Annotated in this window: 15 protein-coding genes; 1 reads left to right on the forward strand and 14 read right to left on the reverse strand. The window is 72.8% G+C overall.

Annotated elements, in window-relative coordinates; genetic code table 11:
* Positions 1 to 165: 165 nt before the first annotated feature.
* Complete coding sequence (gene fmt / locus MTQ01_RS17580) at positions 166 to 1,098, reverse strand: methionyl-tRNA formyltransferase (protein ID WP_247491514.1); 933 nt, start codon at positions 1,096 to 1,098, stop codon at positions 166 to 168.
* Between the two features lie 355 nt (positions 1,099 to 1,453).
* Here fmt and MTQ01_RS17585 point away from each other — a divergent pair, with 355 nt between their 5' ends.
* Complete coding sequence (locus MTQ01_RS17585) at positions 1,454 to 1,960, forward strand: hypothetical protein (protein ID WP_247491515.1); 507 nt, start codon at positions 1,454 to 1,456, stop codon at positions 1,958 to 1,960.
* 278 nt (positions 1,961 to 2,238) lie between these two features.
* Here the strand turns inward: MTQ01_RS17585 and MTQ01_RS17590 are convergent, their stop codons facing one another.
* The 13 genes from MTQ01_RS17590 to MTQ01_RS17650 form a co-directional block, all read right to left on the reverse strand.
* The gene (locus tag MTQ01_RS17590) at positions 2,239 to 4,389 is read right to left on the reverse strand and encodes a primosomal protein N' (RefSeq protein WP_247491516.1); all 2,151 of its coding nucleotides are present in this window, start codon (positions 4,387 to 4,389) and stop codon (positions 2,239 to 2,241) included.
* Positions 4,390 to 4,593: 204 nt separating this feature from the next.
* Positions 4,594 to 5,808, reverse strand: coding sequence for a methionine adenosyltransferase (gene metK / locus MTQ01_RS17595; RefSeq protein WP_247491517.1), 1,215 nt, complete (start codon positions 5,806 to 5,808; stop codon positions 4,594 to 4,596).
* Positions 5,809 to 6,069: 261 nt separating this feature from the next.
* A complete protein-coding gene (gene coaBC, locus MTQ01_RS17600) occupies positions 6,070 to 7,287 on the reverse strand; it encodes a bifunctional phosphopantothenoylcysteine decarboxylase/phosphopantothenate--cysteine ligase CoaBC (RefSeq protein WP_247491518.1) in 1,218 nt (405 codons plus the stop codon).
* A gap of 171 nt (positions 7,288 to 7,458) precedes the next feature.
* A complete protein-coding gene (rpoZ, locus tag MTQ01_RS17605) occupies positions 7,459 to 7,731 on the reverse strand; it encodes a DNA-directed RNA polymerase subunit omega (RefSeq protein ID WP_211040442.1) in 273 nt (90 codons plus the stop codon).
* A 29-nt stretch (positions 7,732 to 7,760) separates the two neighbouring features.
* Entirely contained in the window at positions 7,761 to 8,318 is a 558-nt protein-coding gene (gene gmk, locus MTQ01_RS17610) for a guanylate kinase (protein WP_247491519.1), read from the reverse strand.
* Positions 8,319 to 8,413: 95 nt separating this feature from the next.
* Positions 8,414 to 8,737 (reverse strand): integration host factor, actinobacterial type, encoded by a 324-nt coding sequence (locus MTQ01_RS17615; protein WP_211040440.1) that lies wholly within the window; start codon positions 8,735 to 8,737, stop codon positions 8,414 to 8,416.
* A 509-nt stretch (positions 8,738 to 9,246) separates the two neighbouring features.
* Positions 9,247 to 10,110: an orotidine-5'-phosphate decarboxylase gene (pyrF, locus tag MTQ01_RS17620; RefSeq protein WP_247491520.1), complete on the reverse strand. Its 864-nt coding sequence runs from the start codon at positions 10,108 to 10,110 to the stop codon at positions 9,247 to 9,249.
* Positions 10,107 to 11,222 (reverse strand): quinone-dependent dihydroorotate dehydrogenase, encoded by a 1,116-nt coding sequence (locus tag MTQ01_RS17625; protein ID WP_247491522.1) that lies wholly within the window; start codon positions 11,220 to 11,222, stop codon positions 10,107 to 10,109. The genes pyrF and MTQ01_RS17625 overlap by 4 nt, the downstream gene beginning before the upstream one ends.
* 212 nt (positions 11,223 to 11,434) lie before the next feature.
* Positions 11,435 to 14,752 carry a carbamoyl-phosphate synthase large subunit gene (gene carB / locus MTQ01_RS17630; protein ID WP_247491524.1) on the reverse strand — a complete coding sequence of 1,106 codons (3,318 nt, stop codon included), beginning with the start codon at positions 14,750 to 14,752 and terminating at the stop codon, positions 11,435 to 11,437.
* Positions 14,745 to 15,887 (reverse strand): glutamine-hydrolyzing carbamoyl-phosphate synthase small subunit, encoded by a 1,143-nt coding sequence (carA, locus tag MTQ01_RS17635; RefSeq protein ID WP_247491527.1) that lies wholly within the window; start codon positions 15,885 to 15,887, stop codon positions 14,745 to 14,747. The genes carB and carA overlap by 8 nt, the downstream gene beginning before the upstream one ends.
* The gene (locus tag MTQ01_RS17640) at positions 15,884 to 16,489 is read right to left on the reverse strand and encodes a hypothetical protein (protein WP_247491529.1); all 606 of its coding nucleotides are present in this window, start codon (positions 16,487 to 16,489) and stop codon (positions 15,884 to 15,886) included. Before MTQ01_RS17640 ends, carA begins: the two co-directional genes overlap by 4 nt.
* Positions 16,486 to 17,778 carry a dihydroorotase gene (locus tag MTQ01_RS17645; protein WP_247491531.1) on the reverse strand — a complete coding sequence of 431 codons (1,293 nt, stop codon included), beginning with the start codon at positions 17,776 to 17,778 and terminating at the stop codon, positions 16,486 to 16,488. Before MTQ01_RS17645 ends, MTQ01_RS17640 begins: the two co-directional genes overlap by 4 nt.
* Complete coding sequence (locus MTQ01_RS17650) at positions 17,775 to 18,782, reverse strand: aspartate carbamoyltransferase catalytic subunit (RefSeq protein WP_247491532.1); 1,008 nt, start codon at positions 18,780 to 18,782, stop codon at positions 17,775 to 17,777. The genes MTQ01_RS17645 and MTQ01_RS17650 overlap by 4 nt, the downstream gene beginning before the upstream one ends.
* Positions 18,783 to 18,867 lie beyond the last annotated feature (85 nt).

The raw sequence follows: 18,867 nt of genomic DNA on the forward strand, positions 1-18,867 counted from the left end.
CGGGAGGCGTGGCGGGGCGGAGGCCCGACCGCACGGCGGCGTTCGCGCGGCGGAGTGCGTGCCGTGGCGTTCGCGCGGCGGCAGATTGGCCGGGGCGGCAGCTTCGGGTCGGCGGCAGTGGGGGCCGGGCCCGGTCGGCGGTGTCGGGCCGGACGGGGTGGGCGGTCAGTCGCCCAGGGTGCTGCCGGAGGCCAACCGCGCTCCGCGGGCCCAGTCGGCGGCCTTCATCGGCCGCTTGCCCTGGGGCTGGACCCACAGCAGCTCGACCGCGTGCGATCCCGTACCCACGTGCACCGTGTGCTTGCCTACCGCCAACTCCCCCGGCGCCAGTCCGGTCACCGCCGGATCGGGGGCGGCCTGGATCAGCTTGAGCCGGTCGCCGCCGAACCGCGTCCAGGCGCCGGGAGCGGGCGAGCAGCCGCGCACGACGCGGTCCACTCTCAGCGCGGGAGCCTTCCAGTCGACCCGGGCGTCCTCGACGGTGATCTTCGGCGCGTGGGTCACCCCGTTCTCGTCCTGCGGCACGGGGTGCAGCGTGCCGTCCTCGATGCCGTCCATGGTGGCCGCGAGCAACCCGCTGCCGGCGAAGGCGAGTCGGGTGAGCAGGTCGCCGCTGGTGTCGGTGCGCCGCACCTCCTCGGTGACGACCCCGTAGACGGGACCGGAGTCCAGCGACTCCTCGATGCGGAAGGTGGCCGCACCGGTCATCTCGTCGCCGGCGAGCACCGCGTGCTGCACCGGCGCGGCGCCGCGCCAGGCGGGCAGCAGGGAGAAGTGCAGGTTGACCCAGCCGTGTGCGGGGATGTCCAGCACCGGGCGCGGCAGCAGCGCTCCGTAGGCGACGACGGGGCAGCAGTCCGGGGAGAGTTGGCGCAGCCGCTGCTGGAACTCCTCCTCGCGGGGGTGACGGGGCTTCAGCACCTCGATGCCGGCTTCCTCCGCCCGCTCGCCGATCGGGCTCGCCACCAGCCGCCGACCCCGGCCCGCCGGCGCGTCCGGCCTGGTCACCACCGCGACCACCTCGTGGCGTTCCGAGGCGATCAGTGCGTCCAGTGCGGGTACGGCAACCTCGGGGGTGCCGGCGAAGACAAGCCTCATCGGTGCGGTTTCACCTCTCCAACTGCGCGGGCGGGCGCATCAGTCTACGGTCCCCGCACACCGGCGCCCGGGGGGCGTGCAGGGGTGCGGACGTGGTGCGCGGCAGGCCGTGCACCACCTGAGCGTGACCGTGTGCCGAGTGAGGCGTTTGTCAGGACGTTCTCCCGGTCAAGTCCCCTTGACCGGCGGCATCCCCGGGCCCGACCACCGGGCCGACTCGCAGAACCGCACACCGCTCGCACCCGTACACCGACCGTCGCACCGATCCGTCGGAGCACATGTACGGGGCAGTCATCACGCAGCACCGGGACGCCGACAGCGCCCCGCATCCGACGCAGGTCCGAGAGGCTAGTCCATGTCCGACCACGCCACGTTCGACGCCCAGGCACGCGCAAGTCTGCACCTGTTGGTACGGGACATCGAGCGGGTCCGCCGGCAGGTGGAGGCGATGCGCACCCTCACCTCCCAGCTCGGCACCGTCTACCGGCCGCGCCGCACCAGCCCGTCGACCGGTTTCGTCGTGTACGGCCGCGCCCCGGCACCCACCGTCGCCCTCGCACAGGAGCTGCGCGAGCACGTCGAGACGCTGGTGACGGCGGCGGTCGACTTCGACCGTTCGCTCGGCTTCTCCTGGGACTCGGTGGGCTCCGCACTCGGCGTCACCAAGCAGGCGGTGCACCGGCGTTACGGTGCCCGGCGTTCCGAGCGGGCCACCTACCCACCGCCCGGCCCGCCCGGCAGGCCGGTGACCACCGCCGAATCGGCAGAGGCCGCCGGACCGGCGGGCGCCGAACCGCAGACCGACCGGGCGACACAGGGCGAAGGACGCCCCCAGGTGGTGCCCAGGCCGCGCAACGGCTGAATCCCCGCTGCCCCTGCTCTCCCCCGGCCGCATCCCGCCACCCCTGCCGTACGCGCGCCCGGCAACCGAACCGGGCGGCGCGGCCGGCCGGCACCGACCCGCCGCACGTCAACCCGACGCCGCGGCGGGCCCGTTCGCCCATGTCGGCCCCTTCTTCCCGAGCCGGCTCCTCCCTCGAGAACGCCCGCCCCACCCGACGCAGGCTCTCTCGCCCCACCGCGCGCCACACCCGCGCCGGGCGCTCGACCCGACACCGCGCCCCACCCGACGCCGGGCGCTCACCCGATGTCGGGCGGGTCGACCCGGATACGCACCGGCGGCCCCTCCCGCTTGGCCAGCCGCGCCGCCTGCGCGGTGCGCAGTGCCAGCGCCAGTGCGGCCCCCCTGCCCGGCGGCACCCGGACGAGCGCGCGGTCCCACTTCTCGCCCACCGGCGGGTCCCCGACCCGGCGCGGACGCCCCGGCTCGACCACCGGCAGCTCCACCGGGCCCAGCACCTCCGCCTCCTCGGGCAGCTCCGTGCGCGCCAGCAACTCCCGTACGGCGGCGGGCGGTCCGCTGAGCGCGGCCATTCTGGAGACCGGCGGATAGCCGAGCTCCGCCCGGTCCGAGAGCTCCGCCGCGGCCAACCACTCCGGCGCCCAGCGCAGCAGGGCCTGCACCGGACGCAGCGACGGCTCCGCGAGCGCGACCACGGTGCCGCCCTCGCTGCCGGGCCGCACCAGCGCCGCCGCCGTCAACCAGCGGCGCAACGCCTCCTCGGCCGCCCGCAGATCGGGGCGGGAGAGCAGCGCCCAGCCGTCCAGCAGCAGCGCCGCCGCGTAGCCCGGGCCCTCCGCCACCGGCTCCGCGCCGGGGGTGCTCACCACCAGCGCCGGCCGGTCCGGCACGGTGTCGAGCACATGGTCGCGCCCCGAGGTGCGCACCTGCACACTCGGGAACGCCCGGCCGAGCTCCTCCGCCGTGCGCCGCGCACCGACCACGCTGGCCCGCAGCCGTACGCCGCCGCACACCGGGCACTGCCGGCCCGCCGCGTCCAGACCGCACCAGGAGCAGCTCGGCGCACCGTCCGCCTCGCCCGCCATCAGCGGGCCCCGGCACCGCGCACAGCGAGCCGGCTCCCGGCACCGCGCGCAGGCCAGCCGGGGCACGTAACCGCGGCGCGGCACCTGGACCAGGACCGGGCCGAGCGCGAGCGCCTCCCGGGCCACCTCCCAGGCGAGCGAGGGCAGTCGGGCGGTGCGCGCGGCGACGTCCCGGGCCTCCTCCCGGTCTCCGACCGTACGCATCCGGGGCGCCCGCGCCCGCACCGTCTCGCGGGGCGCGGACAGCTCCGCCGCCCAGGCGGTCTCCACCAACTGCGCGCCCTCCACCGAGCGTTGGTGGCCCCCCAGGAGCAGGCCGGCGTTCTCGTGGGCGGCGCGCAGCAGCAGTACGTCCCTGGCGTGCGGCTGGGGGGCGTGGTCGTCGCTGTGCGCGGCGTCGGCGTCGTCCCAGATCGCGGCGAGACCGAGGTCGGCGACCGGGGCGAACATCGCCGCCCGGGTGCCGACCACCGCGCGAACGGTGCCGCGCTTGACCGCCAGCCAACGGCGGTAGCGGCTCTCGCTGCCCGCGTCGGCGGTGAGCAGCACATGGTGGCCGGGGCCGACCAGCTCGGTGAGCGCGCGGTCCACCCGCGCGGCCGTCCGCCCGTCCGGCAGCACCGCCAGCGCGCCGCGCCCGGACGCCAGCGCCGCCGCCATCGCCAGCGCCAGCTCCTGCGGCCACCGGGGGCCGGGCAGCGCGCTCCACACCGCGCGGGGGGCGCCCCCCGCGGCGAGCGCGGCGAGGAACTCCGCGCCCTGGCCGTAGCTCTGCCAGGTGCCCGGCTCCGGCGGGGCGGGCGGCTCGGGGGGCTGCCCGCCGCCGCCCTTCTCCGCCCGCGCCACCCTCGGCGGCACCGCCAGCTGTACGACGTCGGCCAGGGCGCCCGCGTACCGGTCGGCCACGGCGCGGCACAGCTCCAGCAGCTCGGGCGTCAACACCGGCTCGGCGGAGAGGACTTGGGCGATCGGCGCCAGCACGCCGGGGAACTCGCTGTGCTCCACCCGCTCGACGACGAATCCGTTGATCAGCCGTCCGCCCTCGCGGCGGCCGTCCCGCTCCCCCGCGCCGAAACGCACCCGTACCCGCACGCCCGGCTGGGCCTCGGCGTCCAGCGCCGCCGGCACCGCGTAGTCGAAGTAGCGGTCCAGATGCACCAGGCCCTTGTCGACCAGCACGCGGGCGACGGGCAGCGACTCCGCCGTCGCCGCACCGCGCCAGGTGCGGGGCTTGGCCTTCGGCAGCTTCCGGCGCTCGCGCACCGTCTCCCGGATCAGCGCAAGCTGCTCCGGAGGGCCGCTCTCGGCCGCCGCCCCCTCGCGATCCCCGTCCGTGCTGCTCACGGGCTCAAGTCTGACAGAGGCCACCGACAACCGGCCGCGCACCGACCGTCGTCCACAGGCTCGTCCGGGCCGGTGGGTGCGTGCCCACACCGGCCCGGCACGGCGTGCGCACGCGGGCCGGTGGGCGGCCGGCGAGAACTGGTCCGCACGCACGTCACCCGCCGGGCGGCAGCCGCGGCGGGTGACGGTGGAGCAGGTGCGGGACTACAGGCCGGCGGCGACGCGCAGGGCGTCCGCGCGGTCGGTCCGCTCCCAGGTGAACTCGGGCAGCTCGCGCCCGAAGTGGCCGTAGGCGGCGGTCAGCGAGTAGATCGGACGCAGCAGGTCCAGATCGCGGATGATCGCGGCCGGGCGCAGGTCGAAGGTGTCGGCGATGGCCTGCTCGATCCTGGCCACGTCGGTCTTGGCGGTGCCGAAGGTCTCGACGAAGAGACCGACCGGCTCCGCCTTGCCGATGGCGTACGCGACCTGGACCTCGCAGCGCGAGGCGAGGCCGGCGGCCACGACGTTCTTGGCGACCCAGCGCATCGCGTACGCGGCCGAACGGTCCACCTTGGACGGGTCCTTGCCGGAGAAGGCGCCGCCGCCGTGGCGGGCCATGCCGCCGTAGGTGTCGATGATGATCTTGCGGCCGGTGAGGCCGGCGTCGCCCATCGGGCCGCCGATCTCGAAGCGTCCGGTCGGGTTGACCAGCAGGCGGTAGCCGTCGGTGTCGAGCTTGATGCCCTCGTCGACGAGCTGGCCGAGGACGTGCTCGACGACGTACTCGCGGATGTCGGGGGCGAGCAGCGAGTCGAGGTCGATGTCCGAGGCGTGCTGCGAGGAGACCACCACGGTGTCCAGGCGCACGGCCTTGTCGCCGTCGTACTCGATGGTGACCTGGGTCTTCCCGTCGGGCCGCAGGTAGGGGATGGTGCCGTTCTTGCGGACCTCGCTCAGCCGGTTCGACAGCCGGTGCGCGATGGTGATCGGCAGCGGCATGAACTCGGGGGTCTCGTCGCAGGCGTAGCCGAACATCAGGCCCTGGTCGCCCGCGCCCTGCTTGTCGAGGTCGTCACCCTCGGCCTCGCCGCCGACGCGCTTCTCGTACGCGGTGTCCACGCCCTGGGCGATGTCGGGGGACTGCGCGCCGATCGAGACCGACACTCCGCAGGAGGCCCCGTCGAAGCCCTTCTTGGAGGAGTCGTAGCCGATCTCCAGGATCTTCTCGCGGACAAGCGAGGGGATCGGCGCGTACGCCTTGGTCGTCACCTCTCCGGCGACGTGGACGAGACCCGTGGTGATGAGCGTCTCCACGGCGACGCGCGACGACGGGTCCTGGGTCAGGAGAGCGTCGAGAATGGTGTCGCTGATCTGGTCAGCGATCTTGTCTGGGTGACCCTCGGTGACAGATTCCGAGGTGAACAGGCGGCGGGACACATCGCTCCCTGAGGTTGCAGCGGCTGCTGGCTGATCATTAACGGACCGCCGGGGGCTGCGCCCCTTCGGTGGCGGTCCTGCGACAGCTTATCGGTAGTACTGCCGTACGGGCCGGGTGTCTCACGAACCGACACCGAACCGTCCCACGCCCCGACAGGGCGTGGGACGACTCATCATGCCCTGACCGGCGCACCTGTCAAGACGCTCCCGTCACGCGGCCACCACCCGCACCACCGCTCGTGCGCCCCGCCCAGCAGGGCCTCAGCCGGCACTCGCACCCGCGAGGCGGTCGGCCACCAGGTCCCACACGGTGTCGGCGAGCGCCTCCTTGGGACCGTGCGGCACCGGGACCTCGGTGCCGTCGGCGGCCAGGACGATCGCCTCGTTGTCGCTCGAACCGAAGGTCTTCTCCGCACCGACCTCGTTGACCACCAGCAGATCGCAGCCCTTGCGGGCCAGCTTGGCGCGGCCGTTCGCGAGCACCTGGTCGGTCTCGGCGGCGAAACCGACCACCACCTGCCCCTCGCGGCCGCGCTCGGCGGAGAGTTCGGCCAGGATGTCGGGGTTGCGCACCAGCTCGATCGGCGCGGGACCGCTGCCCTCCCGCTTCTTGATCTTGCCCTCGGCGTACACGGCCGGCCGGAAGTCGGCCACCGCGGCGGCCATCACCACGGCGTCGGCGTCGGACGCGGCCGCCAGCACCGCCTCGCGCAGCTCCAGGGCCGTACCTGCGCGGACCACGGTGACGCCCTCGGGGTCTGGCAGCGCGGAGTTGGCGGCCACCAGCGTGACCCGGGCACCGCGCGCCGCCGCGGTGGTGGCCAGCGCGTACCCCTGCCGACCGGAGGAGCGGTTGCCGAGGAAACGCACCGGGTCGAGCGGCTCACGGGTGCCGCCGGCGCTGATCACCACATGTCGGCCGGCCAGGTCCGCGGCGCGGTCCCCGCGCGCGAGCACCCGCCGGCAGACGTCGAAGAGCCGGGCGGGGTCGGGCAGTCTGCCGCGACCGGTGTCCGCTCCGGTCAGCCGGCCGACCGCGGGCTCGACCACGGTCGCGCCGCGGCGGCGCAGCGTGGCGACGTTCTCCCGGGTGGCGGGGTGCTCCCACATCTCGGTGTGCATCGCCGGCGCGAAGACGACCGGACAGCGGGCGGTCAGCAGTGTATTGGTCAGCAGATCGTCCGCCAGCCCGTGCGCGGCCCTTGCGAGCAGGTCCGCGGTGGCCGGGGCGACGACCACCAGGTCCGCCTGCTGGCCGATCCGCACATGCGGTACGTCCTGGACCGACTCCCACACCCCGGTCGCGGCCGGCTTCCCCGACAGCGCGGCCCAGGTCGCCTCGCCGACGAAGTGCAGCGCGGCCTCGGTGGGGACGACCTGCACGTCGTGCCCGCTCTCGGTCAGCCTGCGCAGCAGCTCGCACGCCTTGTAGGCGGCGATCCCGCCGCTGACACCCAGAACGACCTTGGGCTTGTCCATCGTTGGTCTCCCCGGAGCGGGTTGCGCGATCGAGCGATCGCTCGGCGGGTGGTGCTCGTCTGCGCGACTGCGCCCCGTTCCGGCCACGCACCGGGACACACCTCGGGCCCGGCAGCGACGCTACCGGGCCCGGGGCGGTCAGGCATGGGCGCCTGCCGCGGCGCTGTGCGCCTACTGCGGCGGGGCGTCGATCTTCTCGGAGGTCAGCAGGCCGGCGTTGATCTCGCGGAGCGCGATCGACAGCGGCTTCTCGTGGACGTGGGTGTCCACCAGGGGGCCGACGTACTCGAGCAGGCCCTCACCGAGCTGCGAGTAGTACGCGTTGATCTGACGCGCGCGCTTGGCGGCGTAGATCACCAGGCTGTACTTGGAGTCGGTGGCTTCGAGCAGCTCATCAATCGGCGGGTTGATGATGCCCTCGGGCGCGGTGATGGAAGAGGACACTCTGTGCCTTCCGAAGGTGGTGAAAGAGATCAGCTGACGCGCATCAAGGCTAGCAGCTCGGCTGCCACGTCCTCGACGGAGGTGTTGGTCAGGGTGGTGTCGAACTCGGGCTCGGCCGCGAGCTCGGTGCGCGCCGCGGTCAGGCGTCGCTCGATGACCTCGGGCGTCTCCGTGCCTCTTCCGGTGAGGCGGCGCACCAGCTCGTCCCAGCTGGGCGGCGCGAGGAAGACCAGACGTGCCTCGGGCATGGAGTCGCGCACGAGCCGTGCTCCCTGGAGGTCGATCTCCAGGAGGACCGGTTCACCGGCGTCCAGGCGGTCGAGGACCGCCCGCCGGGGAGTCCCGTAGCGATTGCCGGCGAACTCGGCCCATTCGAGCAGCTCGCCGTTGGCCACCAGCTTGTCGAACTCCTCGTCGTCGACGAAGAAGTACTGGACGCCGTGCTGCTCGCCGGGGCGGGGCTTGCGCGTCGTGGCCGAGACGGAGAGCCAGACCTCGGGGTGGACGGTGCGGAGATGAGCGACGACCGTGCTCTTGCCGACCCCGGAGGGGCCGGAGAGCACGGTCAGCCGCGGGCGTTCACTCATACAGCGATTATCCCGGTTTTCTGGAATGCCTGGGCCCGGGGGGTGCCCCGGAGCCGCACTCCGACCTCACCCCACGGTGCCCGTACGGGTGGGACTCAGCCCGCCGGGGTGCCGAACTCCCGCTCCAGGGCGGCAATCTGGTTGGAGCCCAGACCACGGACACGGCGGCTCTCGGAGATGCCGAGCCGCTCCATGATCTGCTTGGCGCGGACCTTGCCGACGCCCGGCAGGCTTTCCAGGAGAGCGCTGACCTTCATCTTTCCGATGACGTCATTCTCCTGGCCCTGCTTGATGACCTCCTGGAGCGAGGCTCCGGAGTGCTTAAGCCGGTTCTTGACCTCGGCGCGCTCCCGGCGAGCCGCGGCGGCCTTCTCAAGCGCGGCTGCGCGCTGTTCAGGGGTAAGGGGCGGAAGAGCCACGCCTTCGTCACCTCAGATTTGAACGGTCGGATACATGGATCGCGTGAGCCTTGCGACTCGGACGCGGGACCCGGCAGGCCCCGCACCTGCGGAACTGTGGACATCGCACCTGTGCGCGGTGTCCACGTCGGAGACTAGCGCCAGACTCGCCCGGAGTCAGCGAGAACAGCGGAAAAGTCCTGGTCAGACTCAAGTCGACCTGGACATATCGGGACAGAACCGAGCAGGAAGTTTTCCCTGTAAGGGGCAGCGACCACCGCGAACCGTCCGACGGCGCAGCGGACTTGGGTTTTCTACGCGCCGGTAGCCCTCGTTGCGGGTGCTGCCCCGGCCTTCTCCGCCCCCTTACGGACCGTCCGACGATTGTCGCCGGGGCCGTCCCCGACCGGCACGCCCCCGCGGCGCCGCGGCGAGGACGGGCGGCGGCGAGCTCCAGCCGAGCCGGGCGCAGGCCGGCCCCGCCGTCGATTCCCGCCGCCGGTCCCCCGCCTCCGCGGCCGGGGCGGGCGTCAGCCCAGAGCGCTCGCGAGTTCCTGCACCGACTGCTCCGCAGCCGCCCGCAGCGCCCGGGGTTCGGGTCCGCTGCGCAGCACTCCGCGGCTCACCGAGGGCAGTACGTCGCGCACCCGGTCGCCGAAGACCTTCGGCAGATCGGCTGCGGTCGCGCCCTGCGCGCCGAGGCCGGGAGCGAGCAGCGGCCCGTTGATCGCCAGATCGGCGCCGGTGTCGCCGAGTGTGGCGCCGACGACCGCGCCGACCGAACCGAGCGGCGTCGCGTCCGCGTTCTCCCGGGCGATCCGGTCCAGCACCCGCTGGGCGAGGAGGACCGGGCCCCCCGAACCGTCGTCGGCCACGGTGGCCCGCTGGACCTCGGCGCCCTCCGGGTTGCTGGTGAGTGCCAGTACGAAGACGCCGGCCCCGCTCTCGCGCGCCGCGTCCAGCGCCGGGCGCAGGGAGCCGAAGCCGAGATAGGGGCTGACGGTGAGCGCGTCCGAGAACAGCGGGCTGCCCTCGGTGAGATAGGCGGAGGCGTACGCGCCCATGGTCGAGCCGATGTCCCCGCGCTTGGCGTCCATCAGGACCAGCGCACCGGCCGCCCGGGCGTCGGCCACCGCGTGCTCCAGGACCGCGATCCCGCGCGAGCCGTGGCGTTCGAAGAACGCAGACTGCGGCTTGAGCACCGCCACCCGGTCGGCCAGCGCCTCGACGACGGTGCGGGTGAAGCGCTCCAGACCGGCGACGTCGTCGGACAGGCCCCAGTCGGCGAGGAGTTCGGCGTGCGGGTCGATGCCGACGCACAGCGGGCCGCGGGTGTCCATGGCCCTGCGCAGTCGGGCGCCGAAGGGTTCGGGTGCGGTGGGTGCGGTGTTCATGCCGCGGACTCCGCCTTTCTGACGTCGGCGCCGACGGCGTCGGCGAGGGTGCGGTACCGGCTGTTGCGCAGCCGTGCGGCCAGCCCCTTGTGGATGCCGCGGCACCACAGCGGGCCCTGGTAGACGAAGGCGCTGTACCCCTGTACGAGGGTGGCACCGGCGAGGATCCGCTGCCAGACGTCCTCCGCGTCCTCGACGCCGCCGACGCCGATCAGCGTGACCCGGTCCCCGACCCGCGCGTAGAGGCGGCGCAGCACCTGGAGCGAGCGCTCCTTGAGCGGCGCGCCGGAGAGCCCGCCGGCCTCGGCGGTCTGCTCGGGCGGCGAGGCCAGGCCCAGCCCCTGCCTGGCGATGGTGGTGTTGGTGGCGATGATGCCGTCCAGGGCGAGCTCCACCGCGAGGTCGGCGACGGCGTCGATGTCGCTGTCGGCGAGATCGGGTGCGATCTTGACCAGCAGCGGGACCCGCCGGTCGGTGACGGCGGCGGCCGCCGCCTCGCGCACCGCGGTGAGCAGCGGGCGCAGGGAGTCCACGGCTTGGAGGTCGCGCAGTCCGGGCGTGTTGGGCGAGGAGACGTTGACGACGAGGTAGTCGGCGTACGGGGCGAGCCTGCGGGTGGAGGTCACGTAGTCGTCGGCGGCCTCGGCCTCCGGCACCACCTTGGTCTTGCCGATGTTGACGCCCACGGTGGTGCGGAAGACCTCGCGGCGCGCCGCCAGTCGTTCGGCGACGGCCTCGGAGCCGTCGTTGTTGAAGCCCATGCGGTTGATCAGGGCCCGGTCCTCCACCAGCCGGAAGAGCCGCCTGCGCGGATTGCCGGGCTGCGGACGGCCGGTGACCGTACCGATCTCGACGTGGTCGAAGCCGAGCATCGACAGCCCGTCGATGCCGACCGCGTTCTTGTCGAAGCCCGCGGCGAGCCCGAACGGGCCGTGCATGCGCAGACCGAACGCCTCCACCCGCAGTTCGCGGTGGCGCGGGGCGAGGAAGGCCGCGGCGAAGGTGCGCAGCACCGGCACCCGGGCGAGCAGCCGGATCCAGGAGAAGGCGAGGTGGTGCGCGCGCTCGGGGTCCATGCGGCGGAAGAGGAGCTGGAAGAGGAGGCGGTACATGGCTGGTCTGCCTCTCGGCGTCGGAGGAGGAGGGAGGCCGGGCGCCCGCCCGGCGCGCCGCCGCCGAAAGGCGAGCGGCGCGCGGGCGGGCGCCCGGGCCCGGGGCGCGTCGGTCGGTGCACACCGGCCCGGCACCGCGGCACGGCGCGGGCCGGGCGGGGCGGCGTACGGTCCCGGGCGGGCGTACGGGCCCGGGGCCGGGACCCGGGTGGTCAGCCGCGCGAGGCGGTCAACTGCGCGGCGTGCTCCTGGAGCGAACGCACGCCTATGGCGCCCCTGCCGAGCGCCTCGATGCCCTGCACCGCGGCGGCCAGCGCCTGCACGGTGGTCAGGCACGGCACGCCCCTGGCCACGGCCGCGGTGCGGATGTCGTAGCCGTCCAGGCGTCCGCCGGTGCCGAACGGGGTGTTGACGATCAGGTCGATGCCGCCCTCGTGGATCAGCTGGACCACCGTCGGCTCGCCGTTCGGCCCGGTGCCCTCGGACTGCTTGCGCACCACGCCGGCGTTGATGCCGTTGCGCTTGAGCACCTCGGCGGTGCCCGCGGTGGCGAGCAGTTCGAAGCCCAGTTGGACGAGTTCGCGCGCCGGGAAGATCAGCGAGCGCTTGTCCCGGTTGGCGACCGAGATGAAGGCCCGCCCCTTGGTGGGCAGCGCACCGTACGCACCGGCCTGGGACTTGGCGTACGCGGTGCCGAACACCGAGTCGATGCCCATGACTTCACCCGTGGAGCGCATCTCCGGACCGAGCACCGTGTCCACGCCGCGACCGTGCACGTCGCGGAAGCGCGACCACGGCATCACCGCCTCCTTCACCGAGATCGGCGCGTCCATCGGCAGGGTGCCGCCGTCGCCGCCGGCGGGCAGCAGACCCTCCTGCCGCAGCTGCGCGACGGTGGCGCCGAGCGAGATGCGGGCCGCGGCCTTGGCCAGCGGTACGGCCGTCGCCTTGGAGGTGAAGGGAACGGTGCGCGAGGCGCGGGGGTTGGCCTCCAGCACGTAGAGGATGTCCCCGGCCAGCGCGAACTGGATGTTGATCAGACCCCGTACGCCGACGCCGCGTGCGATCGCCTCCGTGGAGGCGCGCAGCCGCTTGATGTCGTGACCGCCCAGGGTGATCGGCGGCAGCGCGCAGGCGGAGTCGCCGGAGTGGATGCCGGCCTCCTCGATGTGCTCCATCACGCCGCCGAGGTAGAGCTCGGTGCCGTCGTAGAGCGCGTCGACGTCGATCTCGATGGCGTCGTCGAGGAACCGGTCGATCAGGACGGGGTGTTCGGAGATCAGTCCGGCGTGCCGCTCCAGATAGGCGCCGAGCGAGGTCTCGTCGTAGACGATCTCCATGCCCCGGCCGCCCAGCACGTAGGACGGGCGGACCATCACCGGGTAGTTGATCCCGGCGGCGATGGCCCTGGCCTCCTCGAAGGAGTACGCGGTGCCGTACTTGGGCGCGGGCAGCCCGGCCTCGGTCAGGACGCGGCCGAAGGCGCCGCGGTCCTCGGCGGCGTGGATCGCCTCGGGCGAGGTGCCGACGACCGGTACCCCGTTGTCCTTCAGCGCCTGGGCCAGGCCCAGCGGTGTCTGACCGCCCAGCTGGACGATGACGCCCGCGACCTCGCCCGCCTGCTGCTCGGCGTGCACGATCTCCAGCACGTCCTCCAGGGTGAGCGGCTCGAAGTAGAGCCGGTCGGAGGTGTCGTAGTCGGTGGAGACGGTCTCGGGGTTGCAGTTGACCATCACGGTCTCGTAGCCGGCCTCGCTCAGCGCGAAGGAGGCGTGGACGCAGGAGTAGTCGAACTCGATGCCCTGGCCGATGCGGTTGGGCCCCGATCCGAGGATGATCACCGCCGGCTTCTCCCGCGGTGCGACCTCGCTCTCCTCGTCGTAGGAGGAGTAGAAGTACGGGGTCCGCGCGGCGAATTCGGCGGCGCAGGTGTCGACGGTCTTATAGACGGGGCGCACGCCCAGGGCGTGCCGCACCTCGCGCACAACGTCCTCGCGCAGTCCGCGCACGGCCGCGATCTGCGCGTCGGAGAAGCCCACCCGCTTGGCCTCGGTGAGGAGTTCGGCGTCCAGGCGCTCGGCCGCGGCCAGCTCGTCGGCGGTCTCCTTGATCAGGAAGAGCTGGTCGACGAACCAGGGGTCGAGCCGGGTCGCGTCGAAGACCTCCTGCTGGGTGGCGCCCGCGCGGACGGCGGCCATCACCGTGTTGATCCGGCCGTCGGTCGGCCGCGGGATGTCCGCCAGCAGCTCGGCCTTGTCGCCCAGCTCCGCCACCGGGGTGGCGAAGTCGAAGGAGCTGCCCTTCTTCTCCAGCGAACGCAGCGCCTTCTGGAGCGCCTCGGGGAAGTTGCGGCCGATCGCCATCGCCTCGCCGACCGACTTCATCGTGGTCGTGAGCGTGCTGTCGGCGGCCGGGAACTTCTCGAAGGCGAACCGGGGCGCCTTGACCACCACGTAGTCCAGCGTCGGTTCGAAGGAGGCCGGGGTCTGCTCGGTGATGTCGTTGGGGATCTCGTCGAGGGTGTAGCCGACGGCGAGCTTGGCGGCGATCTTGGCGATCGGGAAGCCGGTGGCCTTGGAGGCGAGCGCGGAGGAGCGGGAGACGCGCGGGTTCATCTCGATGACGATGACCCGGCCGTCCGCGGGGTCGACCGCGAACTGGATGTTGCAACCGCCGGTGTCCACCCCGACCTCGCGGATCACCGCGATGCCGATGTCGCGCAGCGTCTGGTACTCGCGGTCGGTCAGCGTCATCGCCGGGGCGACGGTGATGGAGTCGCCGGTGTGCACGCCCATCGGGTCGAAGTTCTCGATGGAGCAAACGACCACGACGTTGTCGTGCTTGTCGCGCATCAGCTCCAGCTCGTACTCCTTCCAGCCGAGGATCGACTCCTCCAGGAGCACCTCGGTGGTCGGCGAGAGGGTCAGGCCCTGGCCGGCGATCCGGCGCAGGTCCTCCTCGTTGTGGGCGAAGCCGGAGCCGGCGCCGCCCATGGTGAAGGAGGGGCGGACCACAACCGGATAGCCGCCGAGCGCCTCGACGCCGGCGAGCACGTCGTCCATGGAGTGGCAGATGTGGGAACGGGCGGACTCGCCGTGGCCGATGTCCCGGTTGACGGCGGCCACGACCTCCTTGAACAGGTCGCGGTCCTCGCCCTTGTTGATGGCCTCGACGTTGGCGCCGATCAGCTCGACGCCGTACTTGTCCAGGGTGCCGGAGCCGTGCAGCGAGATGGCCGTGTTCAGGGCGGTCTGCCCGCCGAGCGTGGGCAGCAGCGCGTCGGGGCGCTCCTTGGCGATGATCTTCTCGACGAACGCGGGGGTGATCGGCTCGACGTAGGTGGCGTCGGCGATCTCCGGGTCGGTCATGATCGTGGCCGGGTTGGAGTTGACCAGGATGACGCGCAGGCCCTCGGCCTTCAGCACCCGGCACGCCTGGGTGCCGGAGTAGTCGAACTCGGCGGCCTGGCCGATGACGATCGGTCCCGATCCGATGACCAGGACGGACTGGATGTCGGTGCGCTTAGGCACGCTGGCCCTCCATCAGGGAGACGAAGCGGTCGAACAGGTAGGCCGCGTCATGCGGGCCCGCCGCCGCTTCGGGGTGGTACTGGACGCTGAAACCGGGCTGGTCGAGCAGCCGCAGCCCTTCGACGACGTTGTCGTTCAGGCAGACGTGGGACACCTCGGCACGCCCGTAGGGGGTGTCGGAGACGGTGTCCAGCGGCGCGTCGACGGCGAAGCCGTGGTTGTGCGCGGTGATCTCCACCTTGCCGGTGGCCCGGTCCTGGACCGGCTGGTTGATCCCGCGGTGGCCGTACTTCAGCTTGAAGGTGCCGAAGCCCAGAGCCCTGCCGAGGATCTGGTTGCCGAAGCAGATGCCGAACAGCGGCGTCCTGCGGGCGAGCACGCCCTGCATCAGGGCCACCGGGTGCTCGGCGGAGGCCGGGTCACCGGGGCCGTTGGAGAAGAAGACGCCGTCGGGGCCGACCGCGTAGATGTCCTCCAGCGAGGAGTCGGCGGGCAGCACATGGACCTCGATGCCGCGCTCGGCCATGCGGTGCGGGGTCATGCCCTTGATGCCGAGGTCCACCGCCGCGACGGTGAAGCGTTTCGCCCCGATCGCGGGCACGACGTACGGCTCCTTGGTGGCGACCTCGCCGCACAGGTCCGCGCCCTTCATCTGCGGCGAGTCCTGCACCCGGGCGAGCAGTGCGGCCTCGTCGGCGAGCGCCTCGCCGGAGAAGATGCCGGCGCGCATCGCGCCGCGCTCGCGCAGATGGCGGGTGAGGGCGCGGGTGTCGATGCCGCTGATGCCGACCACGCCCTGGGCGGTCAGCTCCTCGTCCAGCGAGCGCTGCGAGCGCCAGTTGGACGGTACGCGCGCGGGGTCCCGCACGACGTAGCCGGCGACCCAGATGCGGGACGACTCCGGGTCCTCGTCGTTGACGCCGGTGTTGCCGATGTGCGGGGCGGTCATCACCACGACCTGGCGGTGGTACGACGGGTCGGTCAGTGTCTCCTGGTAGCCGCTCATGCCGGTGGAGAACACCGCCTCGCCGAACGTCTCCCCCACCGCTCCGTAGGCGCGGCCCCGGAAGCTGCGCCCGTCCTCCAGAACGAGTACGGCGGGAGCGCTCCTGGCTCTGCGGGTGGCGGTCGTCATTGCGGGCCTTCCTGGTGCTGCGGTTTGGCTGCCACGTCTGCGGGGCTGCCGGCGAGTTCGTTGACGGCCTCCACCCAGCGGTGGTGCTCGGCGGGGTGGTCGGCGCGGAAGCCGGAGTCGAGTTGCTGGTCGCCCAACTGCCAGGTGATCACCAGCAGTCCGCCCTCGGTGAGGACCTTGCCGGCGATCCCGGTGTCGAGCCGGGCGCCGCGCAGCTGGTCGGCGGGGACGAAGAAGTCGGCCGCTCCGGGCCGCTCGATGCCCAGTCCCTCGGCGGTGAGGGTGAGCGTGGCCTGGCTCCTGGTGCCCAGGCCGTGGGCGACGACGCGGTCCAGCCACTGGCCGGCCGTCGTGGAGGCGTGGTACCTGCCGGTGAGGGTGAGCCGGGCGGCGCCCTGCTCGGTCGGCAGCGCCTCGGGCGCGGGCAGGTCGCCGTGCAGGGTCTCCCGCCGCTTCCAGCCGGTGCGCATCAGCCAGTAGACGAGCACGATGAACAGCAGCGTGCCGACGGCCCAACCGATGTGCGCGCCCCAGTTGGTGACCTCCTTGGACTTTCGCTCGACGTTCTCGTCCGCGAGGAGGGTGAGGAGAGCAGAGTTCACGTGAGGTTCCCGTCCATGACCGTGGCCCGGCCCCGCAGGAAGGTGTGCGTCACACGGCCGGGCAGGTCACGTCCACGGTAGGGCGTGTTGCGGCTGCGGGACGCGAAATGTACGGGGTCCACCGCTCCACGGTAAGCGGAGTCCAGCAGGGTGAGGTTGGCGGGCTCCCCCGCGGCGATCGGTCGGCCCTGCCCGGCGAGGCGGCCGATCTCGGCGGGGCGGAAGGACATCCGCTCGGCGACCTGGTTCCAGGTGATCAGCCCGCTGTCGACCATGGTGTGCTGGACGACCGAGAGCGCGGTCTCCAGGCCCACCATGCCCATGGCCGCCGCACCCCACTCGCAGTCCTTGTCCTCGTGCGGGTGGGGGGCGTGGTCGGTGGCGACGCAGTCGATGGTGCCGTCGGCCAGCGCCTCGCGCAGCGCGGCGACGTCGGCCTCGGTGCGCAGCGGCGGGTTCACCTTGTAGACCGGGTCGTAGGAGCGCACCAGGTCGTCGGTGAGGAGCAGGTGGTGCGGGGTGACCTCGGCGGTGACGTTCCAGCCCTTGGACTTGGCCCAGCGCACGATCTCCACCGAGCCCGCGGTGGAGAGGTGGCAGATGTGCACCCGGGAGCCGACGTGGGCCGCCAGCAGCACGTCCCGGGCGATGATCGACTCCTCCGCGACCGCGGGCCAGCCGCCGAGGCCGAGCTCGGCGGAGACGACGCCCTCGTTCATCTGGGCGCCCTCGGTCAGCCGCGGCTCCTGGGCGTGCTGGGCGACGACGCCGTCGAAGGCCTTCACGTACTCCAGCGCGCGCCGCATGATGACCGCGTCGTGGACGCACTTGCCGTCGTCGGAGAAGACGGTGACACCGGCCGCCGACTCGTGCATCGCTCCCAGCTCGGCGAGCTGCTTGCCCTCCAGCCCGACGGTGACCGCGCCGACCGGCTGCACGTCGCAGTAGCCCGCCTCCGCGCCCAGCCGCCAGACCTGCTCGACGACGCCCGCGGTGTCCGCCACCGGGAAGGTGTTCGCCATCGCGTGGACGGCGGTGAAGCCGCCGACCGCCGCGGCGCGGGTGCCGGTCAGGACGGTCTCGGAGTCCTCCCGGCCGGGCTCGCGCAGGTGGGTGTGGAGATCGACCAGTCCCGGCAGCAGGATCTGCCCGTCCGCCTCGACGACCGTCGCCCCCGCCGCGTCGAGCCCCTGGCCGACCTCGGCGATCGTCTCGCCGTCGATCAGTACGTCCTGGGGCCGGTCGCCGAGCACCTTGGCACCGCGGATCAGGGTCTTGTGCTGGCTCATGCGTTCTCCTCGGTACGGGTGGCGGGGCCGGGTGCGGCGGCGGTGTTCTCGCTGGTGTCGGTGACGGCCGGCTCGGCGCCGCTGAGCAGCAGGTAGAGCACCGCCATGCGGATGCTCACGCCGTTGGTGACCTGCTCGACGGCCGTGCAGCGGGGGGAGTCGGCGACCTCGGCGGTGATCTCCATGCCGCGGTTCATCGGCCCGGGGTGCATGACCACCGAGTGCTCCGGCATCCGCGCCATGCGCTGGCCGTCGAGCCCGTAGCGGCGGGCGTACTCGCGCTCGGTCGGGAAGTACGCGGCGTTCATCCGCTCGCGCTGGACGCGCAGCATCATCACGGCGTCGGACTTCGCGAGCTGGGCGTCGAGATCGTAGGAGACCTCGCAGGGCCACTGCTCGGTGCGCACCGGCACCAGCGTCGGCGGCGCGACCAGGGTGACCTCGGCGCCCAGCGTGCTCAGCAGGTGGACGTTGGAGCGGGCGACGCGACTGTGCAGGATGTCGCCGACGATGGTGACGCGGCGCCCGGCCAGGTCGGTGCCCGGCCCGTCGCCGAGGCGGCGGCGCAGTGTGAAGGCGTCCAGCAGCGCCTGGGTGGGGTGCTCGTGGGTGCCGTCGCCGGCGTTGACGACCGAGCCGCCGATCCAGCCGGAGGTGGCGAGCCGATGCGGCGCCCCCGAGTCGTGGTGCCGGATGACGACGGCGTCGGCGCCCATCGCCTCCAGGGTCAGCGCGGTGTCCTTCAGCGATTCGCCCTTGGAGACCGAGGAGCCCTTCGCGGAGAAGTTGATCACGTCGGCGGACAGGCGCTTGGCGGCGGCCTCGAAGGAGATGCGGGTGCGGGTGGAGTCCTCGAAGAAGAGGTTGACCACCGTACGGCCCCGCAGTGTGGGGAGCTTCTTGATCGGCCGGTCCGCGACCCGTCCCATCTCCTCGGCGGTGTCGAGGATCAGGACGGCGTCGTCGCGGCTGAGGTCGGCGGCCGAGATGAGGTGGCGCTTCATCTGTTGCCTTCCGTGAACTGGGTTGGCTGGATGCGGGCAGGCGCGGGCCGCCGAACGCACCACCGGGCGCGGGCGCCGGTGCGCT

It is taken from the genome of Streptomyces sp. XM4193, from assembly GCF_023072595.1.
Classification (GTDB): Bacteria; Actinomycetota; Actinomycetes; order Streptomycetales; family Streptomycetaceae; genus Streptomyces.

What these genes read in the sequence shown, in the direction of transcription:
- fmt (WP_247491514.1), bottom strand. Translation starts at nt 1,098, where the DNA reads ATGAGGCTTGTCTTCGCCGGCACCCCCGAGGTTGCCGTACCCGCACTG.
- carA (WP_247491527.1), bottom strand. Translation starts at nt 15,887, where the DNA reads ATGACGACCGCCACCCGCAGAGCCAGGAGCGCTCCCGCCGTACTCGTT.
- MTQ01_RS17650 (WP_247491532.1), bottom strand. Translation starts at nt 18,782, where the DNA reads ATGAAGCGCCACCTCATCTCGGCCGCCGACCTCAGCCGCGACGACGCC.
- coaBC (WP_247491518.1), bottom strand. Translation starts at nt 7,287, where the DNA reads ATGGACAAGCCCAAGGTCGTTCTGGGTGTCAGCGGCGGGATCGCCGCC.
- gmk (WP_247491519.1), bottom strand. Translation starts at nt 8,318, where the DNA reads ATGAGTGAACGCCCGCGGCTGACCGTGCTCTCCGGCCCCTCCGGGGTC.
- MTQ01_RS17625 (WP_247491522.1), bottom strand. Translation starts at nt 11,222, where the DNA reads ATGTACCGCCTCCTCTTCCAGCTCCTCTTCCGCCGCATGGACCCCGAG.
- MTQ01_RS17645 (WP_247491531.1), bottom strand. Translation starts at nt 17,778, where the DNA reads ATGAGCCAGCACAAGACCCTGATCCGCGGTGCCAAGGTGCTCGGCGAC.
- pyrF (WP_247491520.1), bottom strand. Translation starts at nt 10,110, where the DNA reads ATGAACACCGCACCCACCGCACCCGAACCCTTCGGCGCCCGACTGCGC.
- MTQ01_RS17585 (WP_247491515.1), top strand. Translation starts at nt 1,454, where the DNA reads ATGTCCGACCACGCCACGTTCGACGCCCAGGCACGCGCAAGTCTGCAC.